General features: G+C 69.9%; 26 protein-coding genes and 1 other RNA gene. 7 read left to right on the forward strand and 20 right to left on the reverse strand.

Annotation, left to right across the window (positions count from 1 at the left end; genetic code table 11):
• Positions 1 to 75 precede the first annotated feature (75 nt).
• Complete coding sequence (gene panB, locus J3R08_RS23260; RefSeq protein ID WP_043329285.1) at positions 76 to 921, forward strand: 3-methyl-2-oxobutanoate hydroxymethyltransferase; 846 nt, start codon at positions 76 to 78, stop codon at positions 919 to 921.
• An 89-nt stretch (positions 922 to 1,010) separates the two neighbouring features.
• Here the strand turns inward: panB and npdG are convergent, their stop codons facing one another.
• The 4 genes from npdG to J3R08_RS23280 form a co-directional block, all read right to left on the reverse strand.
• On the reverse strand, positions 1,011 to 1,709 hold the full coding sequence (gene npdG / locus J3R08_RS23265; RefSeq protein ID WP_209962763.1) for an NADPH-dependent F420 reductase: 699 nt from the start codon (positions 1,707 to 1,709) through the stop codon (positions 1,011 to 1,013).
• A 64-nt stretch (positions 1,710 to 1,773) separates the two neighbouring features.
• The gene (locus tag J3R08_RS23270; protein ID WP_209962764.1) at positions 1,774 to 3,210 is read right to left on the reverse strand and encodes an RNB domain-containing ribonuclease; all 1,437 of its coding nucleotides are present in this window, start codon (positions 3,208 to 3,210) and stop codon (positions 1,774 to 1,776) included.
• Positions 3,211 to 3,294: 84 nt separating this feature from the next.
• Entirely contained in the window at positions 3,295 to 4,062 is a 768-nt protein-coding gene (locus J3R08_RS23275; protein WP_209962766.1) for a histone, read from the reverse strand.
• Between the two features lie 78 nt (positions 4,063 to 4,140).
• Positions 4,141 to 4,344, reverse strand: coding sequence for a hypothetical protein (locus J3R08_RS23280; RefSeq protein WP_018787041.1), 204 nt, complete (start codon positions 4,342 to 4,344; stop codon positions 4,141 to 4,143).
• Between the two features lie 178 nt (positions 4,345 to 4,522).
• Between J3R08_RS23280 and J3R08_RS23285 the strand changes: the two genes are divergently transcribed.
• The gene (locus J3R08_RS23285; protein WP_209962768.1) at positions 4,523 to 5,788 is read left to right on the forward strand and encodes a M48 family metallopeptidase; all 1,266 of its coding nucleotides are present in this window, start codon (positions 4,523 to 4,525) and stop codon (positions 5,786 to 5,788) included.
• A gap of 4 nt (positions 5,789 to 5,792) precedes the next feature.
• On the opposite strand, the gene J3R08_RS23290 is transcribed toward J3R08_RS23285, so the two are convergent.
• Both J3R08_RS23290 and J3R08_RS23295 read right to left on the reverse strand, forming a co-directional pair.
• Positions 5,793 to 6,539: a hypothetical protein gene (locus J3R08_RS23290; RefSeq protein ID WP_280841883.1), complete on the reverse strand. Its 747-nt coding sequence runs from the start codon at positions 6,537 to 6,539 to the stop codon at positions 5,793 to 5,795.
• Positions 6,533 to 6,844, reverse strand: coding sequence for a PadR family transcriptional regulator (locus J3R08_RS23295; protein ID WP_043329277.1), 312 nt, complete (start codon positions 6,842 to 6,844; stop codon positions 6,533 to 6,535). Before J3R08_RS23295 ends, J3R08_RS23290 begins: the two co-directional genes overlap by 7 nt.
• Positions 6,845 to 7,078: 234 nt before the next feature.
• On the opposite strand from J3R08_RS23295, the gene J3R08_RS23300 reads away from it, so the two are divergent.
• Positions 7,079 to 7,450, forward strand: coding sequence for a hypothetical protein (locus tag J3R08_RS23300; RefSeq protein ID WP_013287772.1), 372 nt, complete (start codon positions 7,079 to 7,081; stop codon positions 7,448 to 7,450).
• Positions 7,447 to 7,932: a roadblock/LC7 domain-containing protein gene (locus J3R08_RS23305; protein WP_209962770.1), complete on the forward strand. Its 486-nt coding sequence runs from the start codon at positions 7,447 to 7,449 to the stop codon at positions 7,930 to 7,932. The genes J3R08_RS23300 and J3R08_RS23305 overlap by 4 nt, the downstream gene beginning before the upstream one ends.
• Positions 7,933 to 8,063: 131 nt before the next feature.
• Here J3R08_RS23305 and J3R08_RS23310 read toward each other — a convergent pair whose 3' ends face one another.
• The gene (locus J3R08_RS23310; protein WP_209962772.1) at positions 8,064 to 9,020 is read right to left on the reverse strand and encodes a threonine/serine dehydratase; all 957 of its coding nucleotides are present in this window, start codon (positions 9,018 to 9,020) and stop codon (positions 8,064 to 8,066) included.
• A gap of 204 nt (positions 9,021 to 9,224) precedes the next feature.
• Complete coding sequence (locus tag J3R08_RS23315; RefSeq protein ID WP_069088963.1) at positions 9,225 to 9,620, reverse strand: VOC family protein; 396 nt, start codon at positions 9,618 to 9,620, stop codon at positions 9,225 to 9,227.
• A gap of 111 nt (positions 9,621 to 9,731) precedes the next feature.
• Here J3R08_RS23315 and J3R08_RS23320 point away from each other — a divergent pair, with 111 nt between their 5' ends.
• Positions 9,732 to 10,199, forward strand: coding sequence for a DUF3592 domain-containing protein (locus tag J3R08_RS23320; RefSeq protein WP_209962774.1), 468 nt, complete (start codon positions 9,732 to 9,734; stop codon positions 10,197 to 10,199).
• Positions 10,200 to 10,263: 64 nt separating this feature from the next.
• Here the strand turns inward: J3R08_RS23320 and J3R08_RS23325 are convergent, their stop codons facing one another.
• The 4 genes from J3R08_RS23325 to rnpB form a co-directional block, all read right to left on the reverse strand.
• Positions 10,264 to 10,698: a hypothetical protein gene (locus tag J3R08_RS23325; protein WP_124779027.1), complete on the reverse strand. Its 435-nt coding sequence runs from the start codon at positions 10,696 to 10,698 to the stop codon at positions 10,264 to 10,266.
• 119 nt (positions 10,699 to 10,817) lie between these two features.
• On the reverse strand, positions 10,818 to 11,390 hold the full coding sequence (locus tag J3R08_RS23330; protein WP_209962775.1) for a hypothetical protein: 573 nt from the start codon (positions 11,388 to 11,390) through the stop codon (positions 10,818 to 10,820).
• 1,876 nt (positions 11,391 to 13,266) lie between these two features.
• A complete protein-coding gene (locus J3R08_RS23335; RefSeq protein ID WP_209962776.1) occupies positions 13,267 to 15,315 on the reverse strand; it encodes a hypothetical protein in 2,049 nt (682 codons plus the stop codon).
• A 998-nt stretch (positions 15,316 to 16,313) separates the two neighbouring features.
• Positions 16,314 to 16,722, reverse strand: an RNA gene (rnpB, locus tag J3R08_RS23340) — RNase P RNA component class A.
• Between the two features lie 155 nt (positions 16,723 to 16,877).
• Here rnpB and J3R08_RS23345 point away from each other — a divergent pair.
• Complete coding sequence (locus tag J3R08_RS23345) at positions 16,878 to 17,639, forward strand: sulfite exporter TauE/SafE family protein (protein ID WP_209962777.1); 762 nt, start codon at positions 16,878 to 16,880, stop codon at positions 17,637 to 17,639.
• A 25-nt stretch (positions 17,640 to 17,664) separates the two neighbouring features.
• Here J3R08_RS23345 and J3R08_RS23350 read toward each other — a convergent pair whose 3' ends face one another.
• A complete protein-coding gene (locus J3R08_RS23350) occupies positions 17,665 to 18,888 on the reverse strand; it encodes an MFS transporter (protein WP_209962778.1) in 1,224 nt (407 codons plus the stop codon).
• Positions 18,889 to 18,944: 56 nt separating this feature from the next.
• Between J3R08_RS23350 and J3R08_RS23355 the strand changes: the two genes are divergently transcribed.
• Complete coding sequence (locus J3R08_RS23355) at positions 18,945 to 19,412, forward strand: MarR family winged helix-turn-helix transcriptional regulator (protein WP_064448268.1); 468 nt, start codon at positions 18,945 to 18,947, stop codon at positions 19,410 to 19,412.
• 56 nt (positions 19,413 to 19,468) lie between these two features.
• Here the strand turns inward: J3R08_RS23355 and mctP are convergent, their stop codons facing one another.
• The 7 genes from mctP to J3R08_RS23390 form a co-directional block, all read right to left on the reverse strand.
• The gene (gene mctP / locus J3R08_RS23360) at positions 19,469 to 21,112 is read right to left on the reverse strand and encodes a monocarboxylate uptake permease MctP (RefSeq protein WP_209962780.1); all 1,644 of its coding nucleotides are present in this window, start codon (positions 21,110 to 21,112) and stop codon (positions 19,469 to 19,471) included.
• Positions 21,112 to 21,354, reverse strand: a complete 243-nt coding sequence (locus tag J3R08_RS23365; protein WP_030504212.1) for a DUF3311 domain-containing protein — start codon at positions 21,352 to 21,354, stop codon at positions 21,112 to 21,114. The genes mctP and J3R08_RS23365 overlap by 1 nt, the downstream gene beginning before the upstream one ends.
• A gap of 126 nt (positions 21,355 to 21,480) precedes the next feature.
• The gene (locus J3R08_RS23370; RefSeq protein WP_209962781.1) at positions 21,481 to 22,626 is read right to left on the reverse strand and encodes a bifunctional RNase H/acid phosphatase; all 1,146 of its coding nucleotides are present in this window, start codon (positions 22,624 to 22,626) and stop codon (positions 21,481 to 21,483) included.
• A 5-nt stretch (positions 22,627 to 22,631) separates the two neighbouring features.
• Positions 22,632 to 23,369 carry a zinc ribbon domain-containing protein gene (locus J3R08_RS23375; RefSeq protein ID WP_064448265.1) on the reverse strand — a complete coding sequence of 246 codons (738 nt, stop codon included), beginning with the start codon at positions 23,367 to 23,369 and terminating at the stop codon, positions 22,632 to 22,634.
• A complete protein-coding gene (locus J3R08_RS23380) occupies positions 23,359 to 24,195 on the reverse strand; it encodes a Nif3-like dinuclear metal center hexameric protein (protein ID WP_187694104.1) in 837 nt (278 codons plus the stop codon). The genes J3R08_RS23375 and J3R08_RS23380 overlap by 11 nt, the downstream gene beginning before the upstream one ends.
• Before the next feature lie 110 nt (positions 24,196 to 24,305).
• Positions 24,306 to 24,887 carry a flavoprotein gene (locus tag J3R08_RS23385; RefSeq protein ID WP_209962783.1) on the reverse strand — a complete coding sequence of 194 codons (582 nt, stop codon included), beginning with the start codon at positions 24,885 to 24,887 and terminating at the stop codon, positions 24,306 to 24,308.
• The gene (locus J3R08_RS23390; protein WP_064448264.1) at positions 24,884 to 26,113 is read right to left on the reverse strand and encodes a helix-turn-helix domain-containing protein; all 1,230 of its coding nucleotides are present in this window, start codon (positions 26,111 to 26,113) and stop codon (positions 24,884 to 24,886) included. The genes J3R08_RS23385 and J3R08_RS23390 overlap by 4 nt, the downstream gene beginning before the upstream one ends.
• Positions 26,114 to 26,275 lie beyond the last annotated feature (162 nt).

The raw sequence follows: 26,275 nt of genomic DNA on the forward strand, positions 1-26,275 counted from the left end.
CGCGGGCCGTCGCCCGGTGCGACGATCGCGGGGAACCCGGGGACCGCGTGCGCGGCCTCGAGGAAGGAGATTGTCATGGTGGAGTCCACCCCGGCCGAGGTGACGGCGCTCTACGGCGGCCCGGCCACCCGGCGGGTACGCACCCGCGACCTGATCGCCGCCAAGGAGCGCGGCGAGCGCTGGGCGATGCTCACCTCGTACGACCAGTACACCGCCTCGATCTTCGACCAGGCGGGCATCCCGGTGCTGCTGGTCGGCGACTCGGCGGCGAACAACGTGTTCGGCTACGAGACCACGCTGCCGGTGACCGCCGAGGAGCTGCTGCCGCTGGTCCGCGCCGTGGTGCGGGCCACGAAGCAGTCGCTGATCGTCGGCGACCTGCCGTTCGGCTCGTACGAGGAGGGCCCGGCGCAGGCGCTGCGCACCGCGGTGCGGTTCATGAAGGAGGGCGGCTGCCACGCGGTGAAGCTGGAGGGCGGACGGCGCTGCGCGGCCCAGATCGAGGCCATCACCGGCGCCGGCATCCCGGTGATGGCGCACATCGGCTTCACCCCGCAGAGCGAGCACACGCTCGGCGGCTACCGGGTGCAGGGCCGGGGCGAGGCGGCCGAGGAGGTGCTCGCCGACGCGCGGGCGGTGGCCGAGGCGGGCGCGTTCGCGGTGGTGCTGGAGATGGTGCCGGGCGAGGTCGCCAAGCGGGTCACCGCCGAGCTGGCCATCCCCACCGTCGGCATCGGGGCCGGCCCGGACACCGACGGGCAGGTGCTGGTGTGGCAGGACATGGCCGGGCTGCGGACCGGCCGGGCGCCCCGCTTCGTGAAGCGCTACGCCGACCTGGCGGGCGCGCTCACCGACGCCACCCGCCGGTTCGCCGACGAGGTACGCGGCGGCGATTTCCCCGCCGCCGAGCACACCTTCTGAGGGTGTAAGGAAGGGCCCCTTCTTAACGCCTGGCGTAGAGGAGGGGCCCCTTCTTAACACGCGCGCGCGGGCGCGCGGCGCGCGGCAGTTCAGAGGTCGGTGACGCGGATGCCGGCGTGCGCCTTGTAGCGCTTGTTGATCGCGATCAGGTTGGCGGTGAACGCCTCGATCTGGTGGGCGTTGCGCAGCCGGCCGGCGTAGATGCCCCGCATGCCGGGGATCCGCGCGGCCAGCGCGGCCACCACGCCGGCCACCTCCCGGTCCTCGGTGCAGATCAGCACGTCGAGGTCGATCCGGTCGATCTGCGGGTCGGCCAGCAGCGGCGCGCTGACGTGGTTGAACGCGGCGCACACCCGGGACTCGGGCAGCAGCCCGGCGGCCTGCTGCACCGCGCTGCCCTCTGGTACGTCGAGCGCGTACGGGCCCTGCTTGTCGAAGCCGAGCGGGTTGACGCAGTCCACCACGATCTTGCCGGCCAGCGGCTCGGCGAGCGCGGCGACGGTGGCCGCGTGCCCGTCCCACGGCACCGCCACGATCACCACGTCGCTGCGCCGGGCCACGTCCTCGTTGTCGCCGCCGGTGACGACGGCGCCCTCGGGCACTCCGGGCAGGGCGGCGATCTCGGCGGCGGCCTGGGAGGCCCGCTCCGCGGTGCGGGAGCCGATCAGCACGCTCTGCCCGGCGCGGGCGAACCGGTAGGCGAGACCTCGTCCCTGGTCGCCGGTGCCACCGATGATGCCGACGGTCAGCCCGGAGACGTCGGGCAGCGTGGTCGCGTCGTAAGCCATGGGCTCATCCTCGCAAAGCGAGGCGGCGTGCGGTGCATCCCGGTGCTGTGACAATGGCCGCTGGTCAGGCCCGTTCGAAGGCGACCCGGCGCTGGGCCGGGTCGGCGACGGTGAGGCGTACCCGGACGCGCTCGCCCAGCGGCAGCTCGCCGGTGCAGCGGGCGCGTACCGGCGGCTCGTCCAGCGCGATCGTGCCGCCGGGCGGTCGGCCGGGCCGGCCGTTGCCCGCCGGGCGCGGCTCGTCGACGTCGAGCACGGCCGCCTCGAACGTCTCCCCCACCCGGTGCGCGAGCAGCACCGCCTCGGCCAGTTCCACGGCGCCGCGGCTGGCCGCGCCGGCGGTCCGGTCGGTCGTGGCCATCACCTCAGGCAGCTTCGGCAGCGCGGCCCGGACCTGCTCGGGCACCTCCCGGCCCTCGTGCAGCGCCAGGCAGACCTCGGTGGCGTAGCGGTCGGCCAGCCGCCGCAGCGGCGCCGTGACGTGCGCGTACGCGGCCGCCACCCCGCCGTGCTCGGGCTGCTCGGGCAGCTCACCGTCGAACGCGGTGTACGCCGCGCCGCGCATCAGCTCGGCGGCCTGGTCGACGAACGCGGCCACCCGGGGCTGGGAGGTGTCCAGCCCGTCGAGCACCTGACCCACCGGGGTGCCGTCCGGCCAGGGCACGCCGAGCGGTCCGGCGGCCAGCCGCAGCCGCTGCACCGCCTCCGGGCGGGGACGGGGCATGGTGCGCAGCAGCCCGATCCGGCCGGCCAGCATGATGTCGGCCGCCGCCATCCCGGTCAGCAGCGAGATCTGGGCGTTGTGCTCCTCCATCGGGCCGGGGCCGCGCAGCACCAGCCGCCACCCGTCGCCGTCGGGCTCGACGTCCTGCTCCGGCAGCGGCAGGTTGATCGCGCCCCGGCTCAGGCCACGGGCGGTGAGCAGCGCCCCGATCTCGGGCAGCAGGGCGATCGGCTCGGGCAGCCGGCCGGCGTCGGCGTCGCGCTGCACGCCGCCGTAGTCGAGCTTGGCCCGGCTGCGCACGAGCGCCCGCTCCAGCGTGACCGCGACGGTGGCGCCGTCGGCGTCCAGGTCGAGAGTCCAGAGCACCGCGGCCCGGTCGGCGTCGGGCAGCAGGCTGGCCGCCCCTTCGCTGAGCGTGTGCGGGTGCAGCGGCACGTTGCCGTCGGGCAGGTAGACCGTCTGCCCCCGGCGCCACGTCTCGGCCTCCAGGTCACCGCCGAGGCGTACGTGGGTCAGCACGTCCGCGATCGCGTACCGGACGCGGTAGCCGCCGCCGGGACGGCGGGCGAGGTGCATGGCCTGGTCGAGGTCGCGCGAGGTCGCCGGGTCGACGGTGACGAACGGGACGTCGGTCCGGTCTGCGACGGCCGGTGGCGGCGCGGCGGCGGCCGCGTCGGCCTCGCGCTGCGCCGCGGCCGGGAAGCTCTCGGGCAGTCCCAGCTCGCGGCGCAGCGCGCCGAAGTCGATACGGGGCGCCAGTACGCGTCGGATCACCACGGGGTCAATCCTGACAGCGCCCCGCTCGTTCCGCCCTTCGGGGCGAGCGCCGTGTCCGTGCGGCGCCCCGCGGGAGGGCGGGGGTCAGGCCCGGCGGGCCGGCGCCTTCCGGGCGGTGCTCTTGGCGGCGGTGGTCTTGCGGGCGGGCGCCTTCTTGGCCGCCGTGGTCTTCTTCGCCGTGGTGGTCTTGCGCGCGGTGGTGGTCTTGCGCGCGGGCGCCTTCTTCGCCGCCGTCTTGCGCGCCGTGGGGCGGGTCGAGGCGGTCGCCTTCTTCGCCGGCGCCTTCTTCGCCGCTGTGGTCTTCTTGGCGGCGGTGGTCTTCTTCGCCGCCGCGGTGACCTTCCGCGCTCCGGTCGCCTTCGTCGCCGCCGCCGTCTTCTTCGCGGTCGTCCTGCGGGCCGGCGCCTTCTTCGCGGTGGTGCTCTTGCGCGCGGTGACAGTCGACTTCGCCGCCGTGGTCTTACGGGCGGCGGTGGTCTTCTTCGCGGCCGTCGTCTTCTTCGCCGCGGTGGTCTTCTTCGCCGTCGTCTTCTTCGCGGTGGCCTTCTTGGCGGGCGCGCTCTTGGCGGTGGCCCGGCCGGCCGGCGCCGTCCGGGTACCAGCCTTCTTCGCGGCCGTCTTCTTGGCGGTCGTCCTGGTGGTGGCCTTCGTGGCCGGCGCCCCGCGGACCGCCGACACGACCTTCTTGGCGGCCGCCTTCTTCGCCACCGCCTTCTTCGCCGGCGTCCGTCCGGCGCCGGCGCCCGAGGCGTTCGGCGACGCCTTGGTGACCGTCGTCGACCTGCCCGCGGCGGTCCTCTTCGCGGTCGTCCGTTTCGCGGCCGGGCGGGTGGCCTGCTGTGCTTCGGCCATCTCGGTTCCCTTTCCTGGGGACGTGCTCCCGCCCTCGCGGAAGCACGGATCACCTCGACGCGGGCCCTCCCGCGCCGTCTAGCGGCCCTCCCCGGCCCAACGGGCGTCCTCGGCGTCCCACGCGTCGTTCCGCTCCCGCACCGTCTGCAGGGCGTTGTCCGCGTCGGCGGCTGAGGCGTACGGTCCGAGAACGTGCCGTGCGGGACACACGTCGGCATCGGTCTCGACCCGGTGGTGTCGCGTGCACCAGTAGTAGTGCCCACCACTTCCGTCGTCGCTCATGCGATCACTGTGCACTGGTAACCGCCCGTCCGCCACCGGAACGGCCCAAATAGTCACGCTTCTCCACATTAGACCTGGTCGGGACGGTTGCGGTGGGGAACCGCGCAAGCCCGTCCTCGTCCGAACGGCGGGTACCGCCAGTGGTGCGAACCGGACAGGATCGGCGCTCGTGATCACCATGACGACGGGCACGGGGGCCTGTCCGCGCTGCGGCACGACGCCGGTGTCGCTGGACGGGGCGTTGCCGTGGTGCCCCGGATGCGACTGGAACCTCGACACCTACGACGCGCGCCGCCAGGCGCCCGAGTTCGGCTGGTCGCCTGTCGACCGGCGGACCCACCGGCTCGCCGCGCGGCTCACCCGTCAGCAGTACGCCGCCCTGGTCGCCCGGTCGCTGAAGTCGACCGGGCCGGGGTTCGCCGGCCTCCTCGTCACCGGCATCTCGGTGCTGCTCCTGCTCGGTGTGGCCGGGCTCGCGGTGTCCGGCGTGTGGCTGCTGTTCGCGTACCCCTTCCCGAACCTCGCCGTGGTCGGCGGCGTGGCGCTGATCGCGCTGGCGGTGGCGCTGCGCCCGCGCTTCGGCCGGGTCGACGGCGACCTGGACGTGCTCACCGCGCAGGAGGCGCCGGAGCTGCACGCCCTGGTCCGCGAGGTGGCGTCCGCGGTGGGCGCGCCGATGCCGCACGTGATCGGCGTCGACGGCGGCATCAACGCGTACGCGACAGCGGTCGGGCTGCGCCGGCGGCGCGTGCTCGGCCTCGGGCTGCCGTTGTGGGGTGCACTGGACGGGCCCGCGCGGGTGGCGCTGTTGGGGCACGAGCTGGGCCATTTCGTCAACGGCGACGTACGGCGCAGGCCGGTCACCCAGCCGGCGCTGACCATGCTCGGCAACGCCGCCGACCTGTTCCGGCCCCGGGGCGGCTCCGACGGCGGCGGGCTGCTGGTGATGGTCGGCGAATGGCTCGGGCGCCTGGCGTCCTGGACGCTGTCCCGGCTGCTTTTCGCCGGGCACGTCGTGCTGGTCGCCACCGCGCTGCGGGAGAGCCAGCGGGCCGAGTACCTGGCCGACGAGATGGCCGCCCGCGCCGGTGGCACCGCTGGTGCGACCCGCCTGATGGACACGCTGCTGCGTACCGACACGGTGGCCACCGTGGTGCGCAACGCGGTACGCGGCGGACACGGGCCGGACGCCTGGCGGGTGGAGACGGGGCGCGCGCTGGACGCCGCTACCGAACGGCTGTCGCTGGAACGCCAGCTCACCGTCCGGGAGGAAACCTCGCTGTTCGCCACCCACCCGCCGAACGGCCTGCGGCACCGGATGCTCGGCGCGCGGCCCTGGCAGGATCCGGCCGTGACGCTCACCGAGGAACGGGCCGCGCGGATCGACGCCGAGCTGGCACGGCACTACGAGCGGGCGGGCCGGGCGCTGAGCTGGAACTCCTGACCCTTCAGGCGAGAGCCGGGACGGGCGCGGCGGCCGCCGCCGGCCGGGCCGCCGCGATCGCGTACGCCAGGACGTAGGGCGTGCACGCCAGGTAGAACATCGGCTCGACGAGCACCCGGTCGGTGATGAGGAACCGTTCCCAGCCGGTCGGCCGGGGCAGCCCGAACGACGAGTCGGTCCAGCAGGTGAACAGCCACAGCGGCGCGGAGATCCGGTCCACCGAGTCCGGCGGCAGGCCGTCCGCCACGGGCGCGCCGGCCGGGATCGAGGTGACCACCGCGAGCACCACCGCCGCGTCGGCCGCCACCAGCGCGCCGAGCAGCCCGGCCAGCCACGCGGCCCGGACCCGGCCCCGGCGTGCCAGCACCCCGGCGGCCCACAGCGCCGCGACCAGCAGCGCCAGCCAGAGCAGCACCCCGGGCACCTTCTCCCCCACCCGGCTCTCGCCCCGGGCGGCGAGCAGCGCCGACGTGGCGGTCACCGTCGCGGCGATCGGCAGCACCACGCCGAGCGCGGTGGGCAGCGCCCCCACGCGTACGGTCCGGCGCGCGGCCCGGGCGACGACGAGCGCGAGCGCCACGCCGAGCAGCGCGGTGAGCGCCGACCAGGCCGGCAGTTGCGCGGCGGCGCGCATCTCCAGCCACCCGTGCGCCAGGGCCATCGCCGCGGCCGCGGCCACGAGGACCGCGAGGCAGGCCGGCGGCGCGAACAGCAACACCCCGGCGGTACGCGCCACCCGCCGGGTCACCACGCCGGGTCCGCGCCGGCACGTTCGGCGGGTACGAGGGCACGCAGCTCGGCCAGCGCCAGCCGGGCCGAGCGGATGCCCTCCCCGGTGAGGCGGTAGTAGCGGCGGGCCGGGCGGCCGGCGGCGACCGGGTCGACGGCCTCCCAGTCGGCGGTGAGCCAGCCGGCCGCCTGGAGGCGGTGCAGCACCGGGTAGAGCGTCCCGCTGGGCAGGCCGGTGAGCCGCATCAGGTCGAGGCCGTAGCGCGGCGCCTCGGGTTCGGCGAGCAGCGCCGAGAGCACCTTCGCCACCGGGATGGTCAGTCGCACAGCGGCACTCTATCGGAACTCTACATAGCATGGATGCACCGTCTTGCCGAGACGGACGGCGATCGGCGATGGACGGCGTGGTCCCTCCCGCGGGACCGGTGGCCCGTCCGGAGGGCCCGCTCAGGTGGATCACCGGTGGTCCGTGTGCACCTCGCACCTCCATATGCGAGCCTCGACGGACGAATCCGCTGTCGCGCTTCCAGCGGACAGCGGCCCGAGTTGGGGAGAGAAATCGTGGGCAACCTTGACATCGCGCTGAAGAACGCGATGAACATCGACGGCGCGATCGGCGCCGCGCTCGTCGACTACACCAGTGGCATGACCCTCGGCGTCGCCGGTGGCACCGGCGAGATCGACCTGACCGTCGCCGCCGCCGGCAACACCGACGTCGTACGCGCCAAGCTGCGCACCATCGAGATGCTCAAGCTCGACGACGAGATCGAGGACATCCTGATCACGCTCGGCAGCCAGTACCACCTGATCCGCCCGCTGAGCAACCGCACCGGCAAGGGCCTGTTCCTCTACCTGATGGTCAGCAAGAGCCGGGCCAACCTCGCGATGGCGCGGCACCAACTGCGCACGATCGAGGAGAGCCTGGAACTGTGAGCCGGGTGGACGACCTCCCCCGCCGTACGCGCCCCCAGACCGGCACCCTGCCGCCACCACGCGCGCTTCCGCCCTCGCTGGCCGGCAACCCGACCCTGCCGTACCCGGCCATCGCCCAGGAACTGTCCGCGCTGCGGTTGCAGATCCCCGGCGTGCACGGGTGCGTCCTCGGCGGCGTCGACGGCCTGCTCGTCACGCACAACCTGCAGAACGGCGCCGACCCGGACGACCTGGCCGCGCTCGCCGCCACCACGTACGGGCTCGGCCGCCAGGTCGGGCTCCGGCTCGGACAGGGCGACTTCCAGCAGTCCACGGTCCGCAACGCGGGCGGCTACCTCAGCGTGTACGCGATCAACGGCCAGACCCTGCTCGCCGTGGTCGGCACGGACAGCATCAACGTGGCGCGCCTGCACCTGCACGCCCCGACCACCGCGGCCAAGCTCGCCGAGCTGCTCGACGGGGTCAGTCCGACCACGTCCTGACGTACGCCGGCCGCTCGGTCCCACCCGTCCGAACCGAGCCGGCCGGCGTACCCCAGGTTCGGTAGCTTGTGCGCGGCGGTCGCCCGCTCCGGCGCGGCGGTCCCGTGCTCGGTGGTCCCGTGCCCGGCGGGTCAGACGCCGAAGCGGCCGGCCCACGTGGTCACGTCGGCCACCGTGGCGTTGCCGCCGCAGACCACCAGGCCCAGCCGGGCGTCACCGCCCACCCGCTCGACCACCCGGCGGGCGGCAGGAAGCAGACAACCGGCGGCCGGCTCGGCCCATACCTTGGCGTGCTCGGCCAACTCCAGCGTGCCCCGCACCGCCTCGGCGTCGGAGACCACGAGGACGTCGCTGACCAGCGCGGTCACGTGATCGTAGGTGAGCTGCGAGACGCTGGGCGCGCTGAGCGTGGTGACGATCGACGACAACGGCACCTCGACCGGGCCACCCTTCGCGATCGCCTGCGACATCGCCTGCGCACCCTCGGTCTCCACGCCCCAGACGCGTACCCCCGGCCGGCGCGCCCGCAGCGCCGCCGCCACGCCCGAGATCAGCGCGCCCCCGCCGATGCTGACCAGCACGTCGGTCAGCTCACCGGCATCCTCGGCCAGCTCCAGCCCGACAGTCCCCTGCCCGGCCAGCACGATCGGGTCGTCGAACGGGTGCAGCAGCGTCACACCCTCGTCCCGCAGCCGGTTCATCAGCGCGAACGCGCCGGCCATGTCCTCGGTCAGCCGCACGTCCGCCCCGGCCGCGCGGGCAATCTCGACCGCGCGGGCAGGCGCGCTGCGCGGCATCACCACTGCCGCCGCCACCCCGAGGGCGCCGGCCATCACCGCGACCGCGATGCCATGGTTACCGCCGCTGACCGCCACCACCCCGGCCGCCCGTTCGGCGTCGTCGAGCGCGAGCAGCTTCGCCGCCGCGCCCCGGGCCTTGAACGATCCGGTACGTTGCAGCAGCTCCAGCTTGGCGGTCACAGGTACGCCGAGCAGCTCGGTCAGTCCCGGGCTGGGCAGGGTCGGCGTGTGCACCACGACGTCGGCGATCCGGTCGGCGGCCGCCTGGATGTCCGCAAGCTCGATCACCACCGCAGCGTGCCACAAGCAACCCGCCGGCTTTCCCCCCGCCCGCTCTCCCCGCCCTCCCCGCCCTCCCCGTCCCCCCACCTCTCGCTCTCCCCGTCGATCTTGGAGTTGTGGTGCCTGCCGAACTTCGCGAAACGGGGCGTTGTGGGCGCCACAACTCCAAGATCGGTGGGAGCCAGGTCGAGCACCTGGGCTCGATCGCTGTCACGGGCGGGTGGCGGCCACCTCGGCGTCGCTGCGGAGGATGCAGAACTCGTTGCCCTCCGGGTCGGCGAGCACCACCCAGCCGGTGCCGTCGGTCTCCCGCCGGTCGGCCACCACCGCCGCACCCAGCCCGGTCAGCCGGGCCAGTTCCTCGTCGCGCGTCCCCTCGACCGGGCGCAGGTCGAGGTGGATGCGGTTCTTGACCTGCTTCGCGTCCGGCACCTCGATGAACAGCAGGCGGTGCCGCCCGTCCCGCGAGTAGATCATGCACTCCTCATGGCCCGGCTCGTTCGGGTCGTCCGGGTCCTCGCGGTAGTCCAGAACCGATGCCCACCAGCGGGACAGGGCATAGGCGTCGGCACAGTCCACGGTGGTGTGGGACACGTAGGAGGTCACACCTGATCATCGCAGAGTGGCACGGGTTGCAGCACTGGCGGCCATGGCGGTTGGCGACGAGCGAGGACGTGCTACAACGCACTCATCCCGAGGATGCTGGGAGGACCGGCAATGGCGAGCCCGTTCGGCCGACGGGAACTCAAGTTGGTCCTGGCGGTTGTCCTGGGCACCCTTCTGGTCGGCGGCGGGATGCTGCTCCACGATCGGCTGAGCACGGCGATCGACGAGCGGGTACTCGCCGGCGCCGAGACGACCGGCCAGGTGGTTTACGTCGAACGGCTCAAGATCAGCCGATCGTTCGCCGCCACGAGGCTGACTGTGGACTACACGTTCGACGGCATACGGCACCGGAAGCGGTTCTCCAGCGAACTCGACGAGAGTGAGTTCCACGTCGGGGACGTACTCGATGTACGCGTCGACCGGACGGATCCGACCAGGGCTGCCACGCCTGACGGGTACGCGACGGAGGATCTTCTCCTGCAGGCGCCGACCGTGCTGGCAGGCCTGGGCCTCGCCGTGATCGCGATCTCGCTCGCGCTGCTCAGAAGAGATCCCCCACCCCACGAATATCCTCGCTGAGCACGGATCCCGATGGGCGGAACCGGAACTACTACCAGCACAAACGCCCCGAAGCACGCTCCCGCTACAGCTCGCCCGCTGCGGCTACCAGGACCACCGGGCCGTGGGTGTCCGACACCCCGACGCCGACACAGATGCTCCGATCTGCAAAGCGCCACACAGCCACATCCGACATGACGCCGAGAAGGAACCCGGGAAGTTCCGGAACGCTCTCTCCCCGCACCATGAGATCCATGTACGGCCGTAGGTCCACGCTCTCGGCTGGTCCCCACAGCCGGCTCAACGCCTCTTCGAGAGAGGCGCAGTCCTGTTCGAAGCGCTCCAGGACCTCAAGAACCTGCACGTTGTCGTCGAACTCTTCGGTGACACTCAGATACAGAGCCAGGAAGTCGTATCCCACCACGGGTAGAGCAGCGGGCCCGGGACTGGGTGGAGGTTGCGTTGCGAGGTCGAGCGTCCGCAGTTCGAGCACACGCCCCACGCAGTCAGCGAGATCCACAGCCGGCACTGTAGGCGAGAACTTCAGGGGCGGTGAGGGGCAGTAGCGGAGTGCGCAGCGGGCACGAGGGGCAGCCGCGCAGAGATCCGCTTCAGCGCTTGGCCTTGGTTCGTTACGCGTCAGCCCATCGTGCCTATGCGTGAACACTTGCTCAGAGCCTCGCGCTCCCAGTCGCTTCCTACGAGAGCGACGGGGTAGCTGACCTCTCTGCCTTGCTTGTCTTCGGTCTCGACCGATAACCCTAACGGCAGCGGCTCTCGCTGGAGGCGTGCGACCGAGCAATCGAACCACAGCTCGACCGCGAGCTGACCGGTGCTGCCAGGCGGTAACAACCGGGGCGATCCGATGCTGTGTATCACGACGCCCGGCCTCTTTGCGTGAACCCGACGAACGGTGATCGGCCCGGGGCCGGCGTTGGCCAACGCCAAATACCCGGACAGTCGGACGGGTCCCGCGGAGGCCGCGCTTCCAGAGTCGGCCGATTGAGGGAAGGCCACGAATGCGACCACGGCGTTCCGCTCCCGCTGATCACGCGAGTCCCGCAGTTGGCTGACACCGAAGCCGCCAAGCACAACGCCGACCACGAAAGCGGCGACGAGCCGCAGGGTCATCTTCTGTCTGACCACGAGACGGTCGTGGACGGTGGTGCCCGACTCCGCCGACTGGTGATTGTGCTCGTCCAGGTCGATCACTGCATGCTCCGCGACATGGACGTCAGCCTAGGTCTCTTCACACCAGCAGGTCGCCCGGCCGTAGAGCCGCCCGTAGGGCCAAGGCCATCCGCAGACGCCAAACAAGCCCGACAACGACGGACAGACCGACATCGCGGGACCAATGACAATCACCAACCCGATCGATATCCGGACATACGCCGCAGCCTTGATCGAGGCTGCGACCTGGTGGGCGACGGACGCTAGCCGAGCCTTCCCCAGTTCCACCTGCCGGCGCGATAGGCGCCTTGCTCCACTCGTCAAAAGCATCGAACAGTGCAGGTACTCCCGGATGCTTAACGGTTGCCAATCTCAACTGCTCCAATTCCCGCCGGGCAAGCACGGACGCATATGCCTGATCATTGCGCCTCGCCGCCTCTAGAATCCTCGATATGTGTTCGGCGTTCAAAGAAGGAGACATTGCGGTAAACCAACTAGCAACGGCGGCACGATACTGAAGGTGCCTGCGTTCCGGAATGAATCTAGCAATCGATCAAAGAGCCGAAGGTCAGGAACACCGATTGTTCCCAGAACTGAGGAACTGTTGCTCGATATTACCTCACGGAGCCGCTCCACAAGGTATGACCCAAACGGCTCTGGGGGCAGCACGGTAAAAAGCTCTTCTTCGCCGCCGTCCCCGCACCAGAGCCACCCCTGATGACCAAGGCAGGACTCTGGCGCTCCAGGAACGCCGCGACGCGCCTCAACCAGAGGTAGGCATGTCGATCCCGCAGCGGCAACCAGAGCCGCCGTTCCCCGTTCTGATGGCCGGCAACGTCGTCGACTTTCACAACCGCGCTACCTGCTTGCAGTGCTCGGACGATGGATGCCCACGCCTGTCGGCGGCCGGCGAAACCCTACGCGCCTGGCGAGACAGGAGGAGCCGACGTGAAGGCCGGTGACGTGCTGCACCTGACCCGCGCCGCAAGCCCTCAGTTCGTACAGCCGATCTTCTTCCGCCTCATCAAAGTCCGCGCGGAGCTTCACACCTACGATGGCTGGACGTGGCTGACTGGCTACCAACTAGATGGGAAGGGAAACGCCATATCTCGCAGAGACCTGTACGTGCGCATTGCGGGCGTCCGCCTCGTCACCCAACTTCCGTCGTCATGCCCGAAGCCAGGAAGCGCTCACTAAGAGAGTCGCCCACCTTCCCCTTGATCATCCTTTACCAGACTATTGACGATTTTGAGCGGGCCAGATATGAGCTCTCGTGACTGCGGATCCGAGACCAGCTGCAGAAACTCTCTAACTATTGCTGCAGCTTCGTCGTTTGCTTCACTCAATTCGTGTTCACGATCTCTGGGTTGCAGCTCAAGCAACTTCGTGAAGGATCCATCACTCAAATAGTGGAGCCTATCCGGATACGCACTCGCCCACCAAATCGCCCCCGCTCCCTGTTCCCGCACAAGACTCTTAACATGCCTTACCCGATCCAACATCGCTAGCGAGTCGATTGATTGCGCTCGCCGGAGGCGCTGCACCTTAGCCGACCGAAAGCGAGTCAGCAAGGATCCCGCTAGACTTCCACCGCCAATCCATTCAATCCCGGCGCTATCGAGTGAGCGACGTTCCCCGAGCCGGGCATTCATGGCCGCTTGGGCAGGGATACGGAATTCGAAAGGCCAGCTCGCTGAAACCTCCCCAGCGAAGGCCCACAAACTTTCCTTCACCTTGTCAGGCGCAGAAGCTCCTACCTCTCGGCCTTCCAGCGGACGCCACCAGGCGAACAACGAGCAGCGGAACTGGATACCTGGCACGACGCTGGGCAGGTGTCCTCGCAGCACCACCCTCGTCCAGTTCGAGCCACCTTCGGAGTTCGGGCGGAAACGCCTTGCACGCCACGATGCAAACATTCTCACGATCCGCCGCTCTGACCATTCAAAGAACCGCGCTTGGCACTTCTCAGCTGACCGCGTATCAACTCCTTCAACAAATGAGCACGGAGTGATTCGCCTTCATGGTTTCGGCCTTTATCTTGCCGCAGAACGGCCACTGCCAGAGTTTCATTCAAAGAGTCAGCAAGCACTGGACCGACAACCCTGGCAAAATCTACGGGTCGAACCTCTTCCTTCTCGCAAATATCGATGAACCGCCCGATATCCATTGCAAGTTCCGATCTAGTGGAAGGCAATCGGGCTGCCACTTCCCATCCCAGCGCGAAAAAGGAGAGGTCGTCGTCGGTTGCGTTCGGGCCAAGTCCAGACGAAACAGAAGCGGTAGAGCGGGTTGCAAGTGCGAGGAACGCCGGAGCTCCAATCTCAGGCTGCTCCGACAACCAACTCCGAACCGTCTCTCGCACAGCTACCCTTGATATCTCATCCCTCGTTAGCTGGACGAGAGCGCTCTCGGCAGTAACTACTCCGTTATCCCGAGTATCGCGGGAGAGCGCCCGGAAGATCCGGTGCAAGGCCAGACTAGGTCGTTCGCGCCCGAACTTTCCACCGCACACCTCAGCAGCAAGTGCGGCAAGATCCTCGTTCTTGCTACCTACCCAGGCGAGCAACCGGTTGCGCACCTTCGCACCGACCACGGGATCCAGAACCGTGAGGTCAAGAATCTCAAGCGCCAAGCGCCTACTACCAGGGTCATCTACAACTATCCTGTGCACTAGGCTCATAAACGCAGTGCTATTTGCCTGCAAAGCAGCCTGGACAGTGACATGGGCAATTCGCGCCACACGAGCAGGTGAGGCGCCATCGGCCAAGCGAACGAGCCACTTTTCAAGGTAAGGATGCGCCTGCGGCCATTCGTTCCATACGAAGCGGATCACCGCCTCATCAAGCCCGGGGCGCCTTTCTGAGATCGAAAACTTGTTCTTAACCTGCACCGCTCCGAGGAGCTTCAGGTATCCGGTACGACCCGGGCCAGCCAAAGGAGACAGCTCGGCATCTTGGCTCTCCAGGATTGTCAAAAGCTCTTTCCGCGCTGACATAATTTCCGCCGGCAGCCCTGGATCCAGCACTGCCGCGGACACCATCGTAGCCCGATCAAAGACACTCTTGCCCTCGAACCAGCTTGAGAGGTGATTGGTCCAGCTACCGAACTTATCGAGCACGTCACTCAACGCTTCGGCAAATTCTCTTTGCCAGTTGCGGGCGATCTCCTCAGCTAGTTCAGCAGCTTCATTGAGGTGTTCCAGACTATTGACAAGGTCCTGAACACCGTTATCGTCAAGCCATCTTTCATAGCCGGATAGCTGGAATTTCCACTGAAGGTGGCTTTCCAATACTTGGCGAGCCGCCGGGGGCGTAAAAGAACGGGTTACCTTACTCGTTACTGGTTTGCACGCGTCCCACACATCGGGAGTCGCCAGAACGACGAGGTAGACACCATCATACCTAGCTTCGTCAGAGTCTCGAACCAATTCCTGGCCGAACTCACGAGTCGGCTTTTCGTCGGTACTCCCGGTCAAGTCTAGCAAATAGCATCGCCCTGGCGTCTTTGGCATCTGCCAGGCATCTATTTCTTGCCAGCCCATCTTTATGTAATGCAATCCACGCGCAGGCTTACTCTCACGACTTAGTCGCGCCTGGCAGTCGCTTAGCATCCTCACGCCAAGAGCGCGCTTGCCCTTACCAGGAGGCGCCTCAATTACCAGCAAGCCGTGGCACCATAGCGTCTCAAGAAGATCATCGTACTCTGAGGGGAGTATGAAGTAGCTGGATCTCGCCTCTTTAACAACCTCGTCACTAATCTGCTTAGTTCTTAACTGAGCGCCTATCGAAATTAATGTATCTCTTGCCGAGACGATTGCCGCACCGCCTGGCGAAACCTGTTGACTGATAGACGGCCCGAGGATTTCCAAGAACTCCCAAGCCTTAGTGGCATGGCTATGCGGAGAGTCTGAATTCATTTCACTTGCTGATTCGCGTATCGCGGCCTGAGTAAATCGCCACTCCTCCATTGTCAATCTTCTGACTTACGCCGACGTTTGTTACTCCTCCCGCGGGCGCCAACTCTTCTTGAAGGGCGGCAACGAGGGAAGCGAGTTCTGCAGCCGAGTCTGGGTTCTGCTCAAGCAGATCCTCGAAGCGAGTCGCCCAACTAGCAGCGAACTTTTCCTGCAGAGACGGCCTATCGCCGTGGCCTGCAGACTCCATAGCCTGACGATCACGGTCAAGCCGAGATTCGTGCGATGCTGCGTGGCCATTATTGGCCAGATAGGCGCCGAACTTCCTGCGAGCTGACGCCCACAGGTCTGTGGCCATACTGTTCGCAAGGACTGTCCCGGCACTCAGGCACAAAGCAACCATCTCAGGGGGCAGTTCCACGAGTCCTCCGATAACCAAGCGGATGTCCTGGCAGCATAGACTCTGCAATAGCACTGCACTACCATTTGTCAACTCACCGTCACTTACCTTTGACGGTTGTCGCGACGCACACAGCATGATATGAGCGATAGAAGGCGCTGCCGAATTGCTCTGTTTGGGATCAACGCACCGCGCTCCGCGCGGTGCGGGGCGGCAAGCCCGGCCGGCGGCAAGCCGCCCCCACCACACTCGAAAACCAGCCCTAGCGAGGCCGTGACGGAAGCCGACGGGGTCGGCTTGGTCGAGTGGTCGGGGCTTCCGGCTGCCGCGCCAGTCCAACCCCGGGACTGGCTTGCCACCGGGTCACCGGGTCGCGGCACCACCTCCACCGCCAGGACGTACCCGACCCCTTCCCCGCAGCCGCCGGCCCCGCCCCAGAGCCCTCCGAGCACCAACGCCGGAAATGCCCTCACGACGGCGCAGCTCGCCCGGCCCGAGGCAAGCCATATTCAGCCCGCACTCAGGGCGTCTCCAGGGCGTCAGGGCGTCGTCAGGGCGTCAAACGCCGGCCAAGGTTGACCAACGACGACCATCGACACCCGGACATAGAACCAGCTCAGAGCCTTGATCAGGTCTCTGAGCTGGTGGGCGACGGACGAGTCGACCTGTACGCCGGATTCTGTGCCCGGTACGCCCGTAGGCGCACCGGCGGCGGCCATCCATCTCGGCCTGCCGTTGCCGGCAGGCTCCAGCGGCCTACCCGCAGACATCGGGCGGGCAGCCCTCAAGCGTCTGCGCGGGTCGTCATCTTGCGGTGACGGCCCTTTCTTGGCCTTGCTCCGGGTGGGGTTTACCGAGCCACCCCGGTCACCCGGGGTGCTGGTGGGCTCTTACCCCACCGTTTCACCCTTACCGTCCCGTTACGGGCCGGCGGTCTGTTTTCTGTGGCACTGTCCCGCGGGTCACCCCGGGTTGCCGTTAGCAACCACCCTGCCCTGTGGAGTCCGGACGTTCCTCGGCGACGGGCCGGAGCCCGTCGACGCGACCGCCCGGTCGACTCGTCCGTCGCGCCCTCATCCTAACGACGCACCCGCCGCGCCCATTTCCCGCCCACCACCTCGGGGAGGCGGCGGCATCAACCGGCTCTCGATACAGCCACCTCCCCGAACCGGCGCGATACGCGTTCGCCCGCCCGACCGACTAGCCTCGGGGGACCATGGATCTCTCCCACGCCGCGCTCCTGCTCGCCGCCGGTCTCGCCGCGGGCACAGTCAACGCGGTGGCCGGAGGTGGCTCGCTGATCACGTTCCCGACGATGATCGCCACCGGTCTGCCGCCGGTGGCGGCGAACGTCTCCAACTCGGTGTCGGTCTTTCCCGGATACGTGGCGAGCGTGGCGGGCAGCCGGATGGACCTGCCGCGCGGGCGGGAGCTGTGGTCACTGCTGCCTACCGCCGTGCTCGGCACGATCGCCGGGTGCGCGCTGCTGCTGGCCACCCCGGCTCGGGCGTTCGAGCTGGTGGTGCCGTTCCTGGTGCTCGGCGCTACCGCCGTACTCGCGTTCCAGGGTCCGCTGCGCCGGCTGGTCGGCCATCCGGAACGGCTGGGCGCGCGCCGCCGTACCGTCACGGTGCAGACCATGGTCGCGCTCGGCACTGTGTACGGAGGCTACTTCGGCGCGGCCCTCGGGGTGATGCTGGTGGCCGGGTTGGCGCTGGTGCTGGACGCGACGCTGGCCCGGGTGTCGGCGGTGAAGAACCTGCTCTCGGCCGTGGTGGGGTTGACCACGCTCATCGTGTTCGCCCTGTTCGGCCCGGTGAACTGGGCGGCGGTCGCGGTGGTCGCGCCGGCCACGCTGTTCGGCGGGTACGCGGGCGCGCGGCTGGCCCGCCGGCTTCCGCAGGTGGTGTTGAAGACGGTGATCGTGGTGTTCGGCACGGCCATCGGGTGCTACCTGCTGTGGCGCGCGCTGACCTGACGCCGCCCGGGGCAAGACCGGAGCGTCAGTACGCCTCCCCCACCGGCTCCTCCGGGGCGTGCTCGGCACGGCGGGCGGCCCGGTTCCAGATGACCCGTTCGCCGTAGCCGGCCGCCATCAGGTGACCGAACGCGAGGTAGACCAGCACGCCGGCGGCGAGCACCGCGAAGCCGACCCAGAACGGCAGCGCGAGGCCGTGTTCGGCCAGCTTGCCGGAGATGATCGGCGCGGGTGCGGCGGCGCCCCAGCGCACCAGGTTGAACGCGCCGGTGGCGACGCGCCGGTCGGCGGAGCCGAGCCCGAGTGCCAGGTCGGTCAGGTTGGCGTTGGCGAGGCCCATGAACAGGCCGGCGACGACGAGTACGACGAGCGACATGGCGGTGCCGGTGGAGGTGGCGAACGCGACCATGCAGGCCAGCAGGCCGAGCAGGGCGACGCCGACGGTCTGCACCGCGCCGATGCGGTGGGCCAGCCGGTGCCCGATCAGCAGGATGCCGGCGGCGAGGCCGAGGCCCCAGCCGGTGAACGCCAGGCCGAGCGGGATGACGTCGAGGCGCAGGAACAGCGGCGTGTAGCCGAGTACGACGAAGAAGACGAAGTTGTACGCGGCGGTGACCACGCACAGCGTCACGAACGCGGGTTTGCGGTAGGTGGCGAAGATCTGGCCGACGCGTACCGGTGGTTGCTTGTTCGCCGGTTCGCGCAGCTTGCGGGCGGCGACGCCGAGCGCCAGCACCATGAACACGCCGCAGACGAAGAACGGCAGCCGCCAGCTCACCTCGCCGAGCAGGCCGCCGATGAGCGGGCCGACGGCGAAGCCGAGCCCGAGGGCGGTCTCGAACAGGCCGACCACCCATTCCCTGTCGTTGGCGAGGTTGACCAGCACCACCATGGCGGTGGCGAAGAACATCGCATTGCCCAGGCCCCAGACGCCGCGCAGCACTGAGAGCTGCACGATGTCGCTGCTGAACGAGGCGAGGATCGCGGCGAGGCCGACGACGGAGACGCCGGTGACGAGCACCGGCTTGAAACCGAACCGCCCGCTGGCCAGCGTCGCCGGGATCATGCCGACGGCCATGACCGCGATGTACGCGGTGAAGAGCAGCTCGACCTGCCAGGCGGTGACGCCGATCGCCTCGCCGATGGCGGGCAGGATCGGGTCGACGACGGCGATGCCGGCGATGGCGAGGAACGCCACGAGCGTGGTGGCGTAGATGGCACTGCGGTTGGGCTCGGATCGGCGATCCATTCCGCAACCTCCCAGATAGCTGTATCGTACAGGTAATTTTCTTGTATCATACAGCTATGAGTGAGGACGTCCACGGCACCGAAGTCACCCTCGGCCGGATCGAAACCGAGGTCGCGTTGCTGATGCGGCTCGGCGAGGCCACCCGCCGGGGCACGGGCACGATGGAGCACCGGCTGCTCGACCGCGCCGCGTACGTGATCCTGCGCCACCTGGACGCGGCCGGCCCGCAGAACGTCTCGGCGCTCGCCGCACGGCTGAGCCTGGACGGCTCCACAGTCACCCGGCAGGTCTCCGCGCTCCAGCGCGACGGCCTGATCTCGCGTACCCCCGACCCGGCCGACGGGCGCGGCACGGTGATCTCCGCGACAGCGGCCGGGCTCCAGCGGATGGCCGCCGTCCGGGCGGCCCGCACCCGGCTGTACGGCGACATCCTCGCCGCCTGGCCCGAGGCGGACCGGGAGACGCTCGCGGACATGTTGCACCGCCTCAACGAGGCGCTCGACGCGCGCACCCGCCGCCGCTGAGGGTGTTAGGAAGGGCCCCTTTCAATGCACGAGGCGTTAATAAGGGGCCCTTCCTTTCATGCCACGGGCTCGCGGGCGGCGTCGGCGGAGGGCGTCACGCGCGGGTCATCCTCGTCGGCAAAGTAGTCGTCCGGCGTGGTGTGGTCGGGGCCGTCGGCCACCTTCGCGGCGCGCAGCACCAGCGTGAGCAGCGCGGCCACCACCAGGTTCACCAGCACCGCGACGATGCCCACGTAGATGGTCTTCGGCGTGTCGAAGCCGAACTTCTCCAGCGGGAACGCCGACCCGGCGAAGTGCTTCTTGCCGGTCGCCGGGTTGCCGATCTGGTAGAGCATCCACATGCCCAGGCCCATGCCGGCGGCCCAGCCGGCGATCAGCGCGCCCCTGTGGAACCAGCGGGTGTAGAGGCCCAGCGCCACCGCCGGCAGCGTCTGGAGGATGATCACGCCGCCGATGAGCTGCAGGTCGATGGAGAACTGCGGGTCGAGGAAGACGATGCAGGCCACCGCGCCGACCTTCACCACCAGCGAGGTGATCTTCGAGACGTTCGCCTCCTGCGCCGGGGTGGCGTCGCGCTTCAGGTACTCCTTGTAGATGTTGCGGGTGAACAGGTTCGCCGCCGCGATCGACATGATCGCCGCCGGGACCAGCGCGCCGATGCCGATGGCGGCGTACGCCACGCCGGCGAACCAGTCCGGGAACTGCTGGTCGAACAGCAGCGGCACGACGGTGTTGCCGTCGGTGGTGCCCTCCTTCGCGCCCGGCAGCGGCTTCACGTTCGCCGCGATGGCCATGTAGCCGAGCAGCGCGATCAACCCCAGCAGCAGGCTGTACGCGGGCAGCGCGGACATGTTCCGCTTGATCACGTCGCGGTTCCGGCTGGCCAGGACACCGGTGATGCTGTGCGGGTAGAGGAACAGCGCCAGCGCCGAGCCGAACGCCAGCGTCACGTACTGGATCTGGTTGTTCTGGTTGAGCAGGATGCCGTCGCCGGGCGCTGGTGAGGCCTGGAACTTCGCGTCGGCGGCGTCGAAGATGGCGCCCCAGCCGCCGAGCTTGTACGGCAGCCAGATCACCGCGACCAGGATCACGATGTAGATCAGCGAGTCCTTGACAAACGCGATCAGCGCCGGCGCGCGCAGCCCGGACTGGTACGTGTACGCGGCCAGGATCGCGAACGCGATGATGATCGGCATGTGCCGGGCCAGCGCGCTGTCCCCGGTCACGCCCATGGTCTTGAGCACCGCCTCGATGCCGACCAGTTGCAGCGCGATGTACGGCATGGTGGCGACGATGCCGGTGATCGCGACCAGCAGCGCCAGGATCGGCGAACCGAACCGGTTGCGGACGAAGTCGGCGGGGGTGACGAAGCCGTGCCGGTGCGAGACCGACCAGAGCCGGCACAGCACCAGGAACACCAGCGGGTAGATGACGATCGTGTACGGCACGGCGAAGAAGCCGGCCGCGCCGGCCCCGAAGATCAGCGCCGGGACGGCGACGAACGTGTACGCGGTGTAGAGGTCACCGCCGACCAGGAACCAGGTGATCCAGCCGCCGAAGCTGCGCCCGCCCAGCCCCCATTCGTCCAGGTGGGCCATGTCGGTCGGTCTGCGCCACCGGGCCGCCACGAAACCCATGGCGCTGACCAGCAGGAACAGAAGCGTGAAGACGATGATCTCGGTGAGGTGGTCCCGCCACATCAGTGGTCACCCCGCTTCTTGGTCATCTGGTAGACCAGCGTGGTGGTGCCGACGCCCAGCAGGATCCAGGCCAGTTGCAGCCAGTAGAAGCGCGGGAACCCGAACAGCCGGGGTGAGTCGGCGTTGAACAGCGCCGGGATCAGCGGCACCACGATCGGGATGAAGAGCAACCAGTTCCAGGGACTCTTGTCCTTCGCCCTGGATCGCGCCGTGTCCGGCGCCTCGGATTCCGGTGCGGCCATGTGACACCCTCCGGGCATTCGTAGCGGGCCATGTGACGGCCGGAGGCTACGACCCTGTGACGGGGGTCACGTCCGATCGGGTGATGTCGATGCGCCAAACGGCCGCCGGCATGCGCCGAACGGCCGTCAGACGTCCGTGAGGTGCGAGGTGTCGTTCACCGAGCGGACCGCGACGCCGCCGTCCGGGTACAGGTCCAGCACCGAGATGCCCGCCGTGTCCAGGTAGAGCCGGTGCAGGAACGCGTCGCCGGCGGCGAGCGCGTCGCGCAGCACCAGCTTGATCGGCGAGACGTGGGAGACCACCACGACGGTCTCCCCCGGGTACGCCGACCGCAGCCGGTCGACGGCCCGCCCGGTCCGCTCGGCGACCGCCACGAACGACTCGCCCTGCGGCGGGGCGACCCGGGTGGAGGCGAGCCAGGCGTCCAGTTCCGCCGCCCAGCGCTCGCGTACCTCGGCGAACGTGTGCCCCTCCCAGACGCCGAAGTCGCACTCGATCAGGTCGTCGTCGGTGCGTACCGGCGGGTTGCCGACCCGCGCGGCGATCGCCTCGGCGGTGGCCGTACACCTCGACAGCGGGGAACTGACCACCGCCGCGACGGACGGCGCCAGCGCGGCCACCCGGGCTGCGGTGGCCCGGGCCTGGGCCCGGCCCCGCTCGGTCAGCGGCACGTCGCCCCGGCCGGAGTAGTGCTTGCGCACGGTGCGCTCGGTCTCGCCGTGCCGGACCAGGATCAGCCGGGTGGCCTCCTCGGTCGGGCGCGGCTCCCAGGAGGCGGGCGTGGTGGCCGGGTCGGTGCCGGTGGCCCGGACGAGCGCCGCCTCCCGCGCCTCGGCCGCCGCTTCCGGCGCGGCGCCGGACGCGGCGGCGTCCATGGCCGCGTTGGCGAGCGCGTCGGCGTGCCGGTTGCGCTCCCGGGGGATCCAGGTGAAGCGTACGGCGGTGAACCGGCCGACCAGCCCGGCGGCCTGGGCGGCGAGCGGGCGCAGCCCCGGGTGCTTGATCTGCCAGCGGCCGCACATCTGCTCGACCACCAGCTTGGAGTCCATCCGCGCCTCGACCTCGGCCGCGCCCAGTTCGGCGGCGGCCTCCAGCCCGGCGATCAGGCCCCGGTACTCGGCCACGTTGTTCGTGGCGGTGCCGATCGACTCGGACCGCTCGGCCAGCACCTCGCCGGTCTCCGGGTCCCGGACCACGGCGCCGTAACCGGCCGGGCCCGGGTTGCCCCGGGAGCCGCCGTCGGCCTCGACCACTACCGCGCGCACCGCCACGGCGGCTACAGCCCCGACTCGTTGGTCCGGACCATGATCCGCCGGCAGTCCTCGCAGCGGACCACGTCGTCCGGGTCGGCCTTGCGGATACGAGCCAGGTCGGCGCCGGACAGGTCCAGCCGGCAGCCGCCGCAGCGGCCCCCGGTCAGCAGCGCGGCGCCCAGCCCGGTGTCCTCACGGATCTTGTCGTAGAGGCCGACCAGGTCCGCCGGGAGGTCACCGGCGAGCGGCTGGCGGGCGGTGCGCTTGAACTCCTCCTCCTTGGCGATCTCGGCCAGGGCCTCGTCGCGGCGCTGCTCGGTCGCGGCGCGGCGCTCGCGGGCCTCGGCGAGCCGGCTTTCGATGCCGTCGAGCACGCCCTGCGCGGTCTCCCGCTGCTCCATCAGCTCCAGCTCGGCGTCCTCCAGATCGCTCTGCCGGCGGTTCAGCGAGACCAGCTCGTGCTGGAGGGCCTCCAGCTCGCGGGCCGGGCCGCTGCCCGAGGCCAGCCGGGCCTCGTCCTTGCTCTTGCGCGCCCGTACCTGGTCGACGTCCTTCTCGATCCGGGCGATGTCCCGGTCCAGGTCGTCGACCGCCACCTGGGCGCGGACCCGCTCGTCCTCCAGCGCGGACAGCTCACGCGCCAGGGCCTCCAGCTCGGCGCGTTCCGGCAGGCTGCGGCGGCGGTGCGCGAGCTGCGCCAGCGCGGTGTCGATCGCCTGGAGGTCGAGCAGGCGGCGCTGCACCTTCGGGTCAGCCTTCACGTCGGGGCTCCTTGTCGTCCGGCCGGGGCGCGGCGGCGTGCACGGTCCACGGGTCGGTGTCCAGGTCGGACACCACGGTCTCGACGCCCAGCGCGCCGGCCAGGTGGGCGGCCAGGTCGTCCAGCCAGGGTCGCTCGGTCGCCCAGTGGGCGGCGTCCAGCAGCGCCGGGCCGCCCGCGGCGAGGTGTTCCCCGGCCGGGTGGTGACGCAGGTCCGCGGTGAGGAACGCGTCCACCCCGGCCGCGGTCGCCTCGGCGAGGAAGCCGTCCCCCGAGCCGCCGCTGACGGCGAGGGTACGAACCATACGCCCGGGATCCCCGGCGGCGCGAACTCCCCAGGCGGTGACCGGGAGCACGGCGGCGGCCAGCCGGGTCAGCTCGGCGAGCGTCATCGGCTCGGGCAGCTCGCCGATGCGGCCGATGCCCCGGCCGGGCCCGGCGGCGGGCGAGCCGGGGCGGGGCGGGTGCAACGGGCGCAGCCCGGTCAGCCCGAACCGGGCGGCGAGCGCGTCGGACACGCCGGGATCGGCCACGTCGGCGTTCGTGTGCGCCACGTACAGCGCGACGTCCGCCTTGATCAACCGGTGCACGATCCGGCCCTTGTACGTGGTGGCGGCCACCGAGGAGACGCCCCGCAGCAGCAGCGGGTGATGCGCGACGATCATGTCCGCGCCGGCTTCGAGGGCCTCGTCCACGGTCTCCGGGACCACGTCCACCACGCAGGCGATCCGGTGTACCGGGTGGTCGGGCTCACCCACCACCAGGCCGACCCGGTCCCACTCCTCGGCCCAGGCGGGCGGGTAACGGCGGTCCAGGGCGGCCACCACGTCGGCGACGGTTGTGCTCACGGGCGGCCAGCTTACCGGCGTCCGGGCCGCTACACGCCGACCGCCGCCGGGCGTGGCTCCCGGGCGCGCCGGGAGCCACGCTCACACCGTCAGCCGACCGGGGCGACCTGCCGGTCCGCGCCGCGCAGGGCGGCCAGGCCGGCGTCCCAGGGGAAGGCGTCCGCGCGCCGATCCCCCGTGCCGGGCGGATGCAGGCGTACGACGTGGTCCCCGAAGACCACCCGGACGCCCCACCCGGCCAGCCGGTCGAGGCTGGCCCGGAACGCCGGGTGCCCGGCCATCGCCTCGTTCGTGTACGGGACGGCAGCGATCGGCACCCCCATCCCCTGCGCCTCGACCAGCAGGCCGAGCGCGAGGGTGTCGGTGATGCCGACCGCCCACTTGTTGATCGTGTTGACCGTCGCCGGGCACACCAGCATGGCGTCCGCCGGTGGCAGCACGTCCAGGTCACCCGGGTTCTTGTAGTGCGTACGGACCGGGTGGCCGGTCTGCCGGGCCAGGGCCGCCCGGTCGACGAACTTCGCGCCGTCGGGCGTGGTGACCACGCAGACCGTCCACTCCTCCCGCTGGGCGAGGTCGACCAGCCGGCCGACGTGACGGGCCAGCGGCGAACCGCAGGCGATGACGTAGAGCACCCGCCGGTGCTCGCTCGCGGTCTCCGGACCGCTCATACTCCGACTCCCATGTGCTCAGCCAACTCCGCGATCGGCGGAGGCGGCGCACCACGTGTGCGACGGAGAATCTCGGACATCAATTCGTGCGCTATCGGCCGGCACCGGATCTCGGACGGCGCGAGCCGGTCGCCGCGCAGCAACATGTCCCCCGCGCTCGCCACGTCGCCGATCTGCGAGTAGCCCCGGGCCAGGTCGAGCAGGTGGTGCGCGCGCCGCTCCGGCAGCAGCGCGTTGAACGCGGGCTCGGACAGCCGCAGGTGCGTCTCCACCGCCCGGCCGCCGTCACCCAGCTCGACGGCCGCGGCGGCGCGGTGCAGCTCCAGGTTGGTCGGGCCGAAGGAGGTCCAGTAGTGGTTGTGGTCGCCGCCGAGCAGCTTGGCCGCCTCGTCGGCGCCGGCGAGCAGGTCGTCCACCGTCGCCGAGTCGCCGATCCGGGCGGCCGCCATCGCGCCCTGCAGCAGCAGCATGCCGTAGACGGAGAGCCGTTCGGGCCGGACGTCGTTGTCGCCACCGGGCGCGAGCCGGCCGGCGATGCGCACGTTGAGCTCCAGCGCGGGGCGGGGACGGCCCATCGCGACCAGCGCGTTGCAGACCCTCGTGGTGGCGATCCCGGCGAGCAGCGGGTCGTCTGCGCGCTGGGCCACCGCCATCGACCGGTCGGCGGCCAGCCAGGCGAGGTCGCACTCGCCGAGCTTGCGCAGCACCGAGGAGGCGATCTGGTAGACCTGCCCGAGCAGGTGGGCGGCCTCGCGTACCTGCTCGTCGGCGGCGTACCCGGCGTCCGCCGCCTGGGCGTCGCGCAGCAGCTTCGGCAGCGCGCGGGTGAGCATGCCGTACCGGCCGTACTGGTAGGTCAGCCAGGCGTGGTTGACGGCCTTGCGCATGTCGGCCAGCGGCGGCGGGAAGGGTGCCGCGTCGAAGTAGGCGCTCATCGAGTCGTACCGCTCCAGGGCGGTGCGGATCTCCTCCACCTCGACCTGGTCGATGCAGTTGAGCGCGTCGGTGCGCCGCTCCGGGTCCTTGCCGTGCAGCAGTTGCACGTCGATCTGGAGGATGTCGGCGATCTCGTAGAGGACGGAGAACTTGTCCAGCCGGCGGACGCCACGCTCCACCTTGTCCACCCAGCTCTTGGACTTGCCGAGCCGGTCGGCGAAGACCTGCTGGGACATCTTGCGCCGGCTCCGCCAGTACGCCACCCGCCGGCCTATGGGTAGTTCGTCCATCCCTGCTCCCTCCCCCTCACGGCGCCGGCCGGTCCCCCCACGTCCCTCAGGCTTGCCCCGATCGCACAGGTTGTGCGTCCACCGACCAGCCAGTTCTCGTAGTTTTCGTGCAAGTTGCACCGACCGTTAGTCACCACAACGAGCGTGAGTTTCGGCAGTGAC

The sequence above is a fragment of the Micromonospora sp. HB375 genome, assembly GCF_017872985.1.
In the GTDB taxonomy this organism is placed as follows: domain Bacteria; phylum Actinomycetota; class Actinomycetes; order Mycobacteriales; family Micromonosporaceae; genus Micromonospora; species Micromonospora chalcea.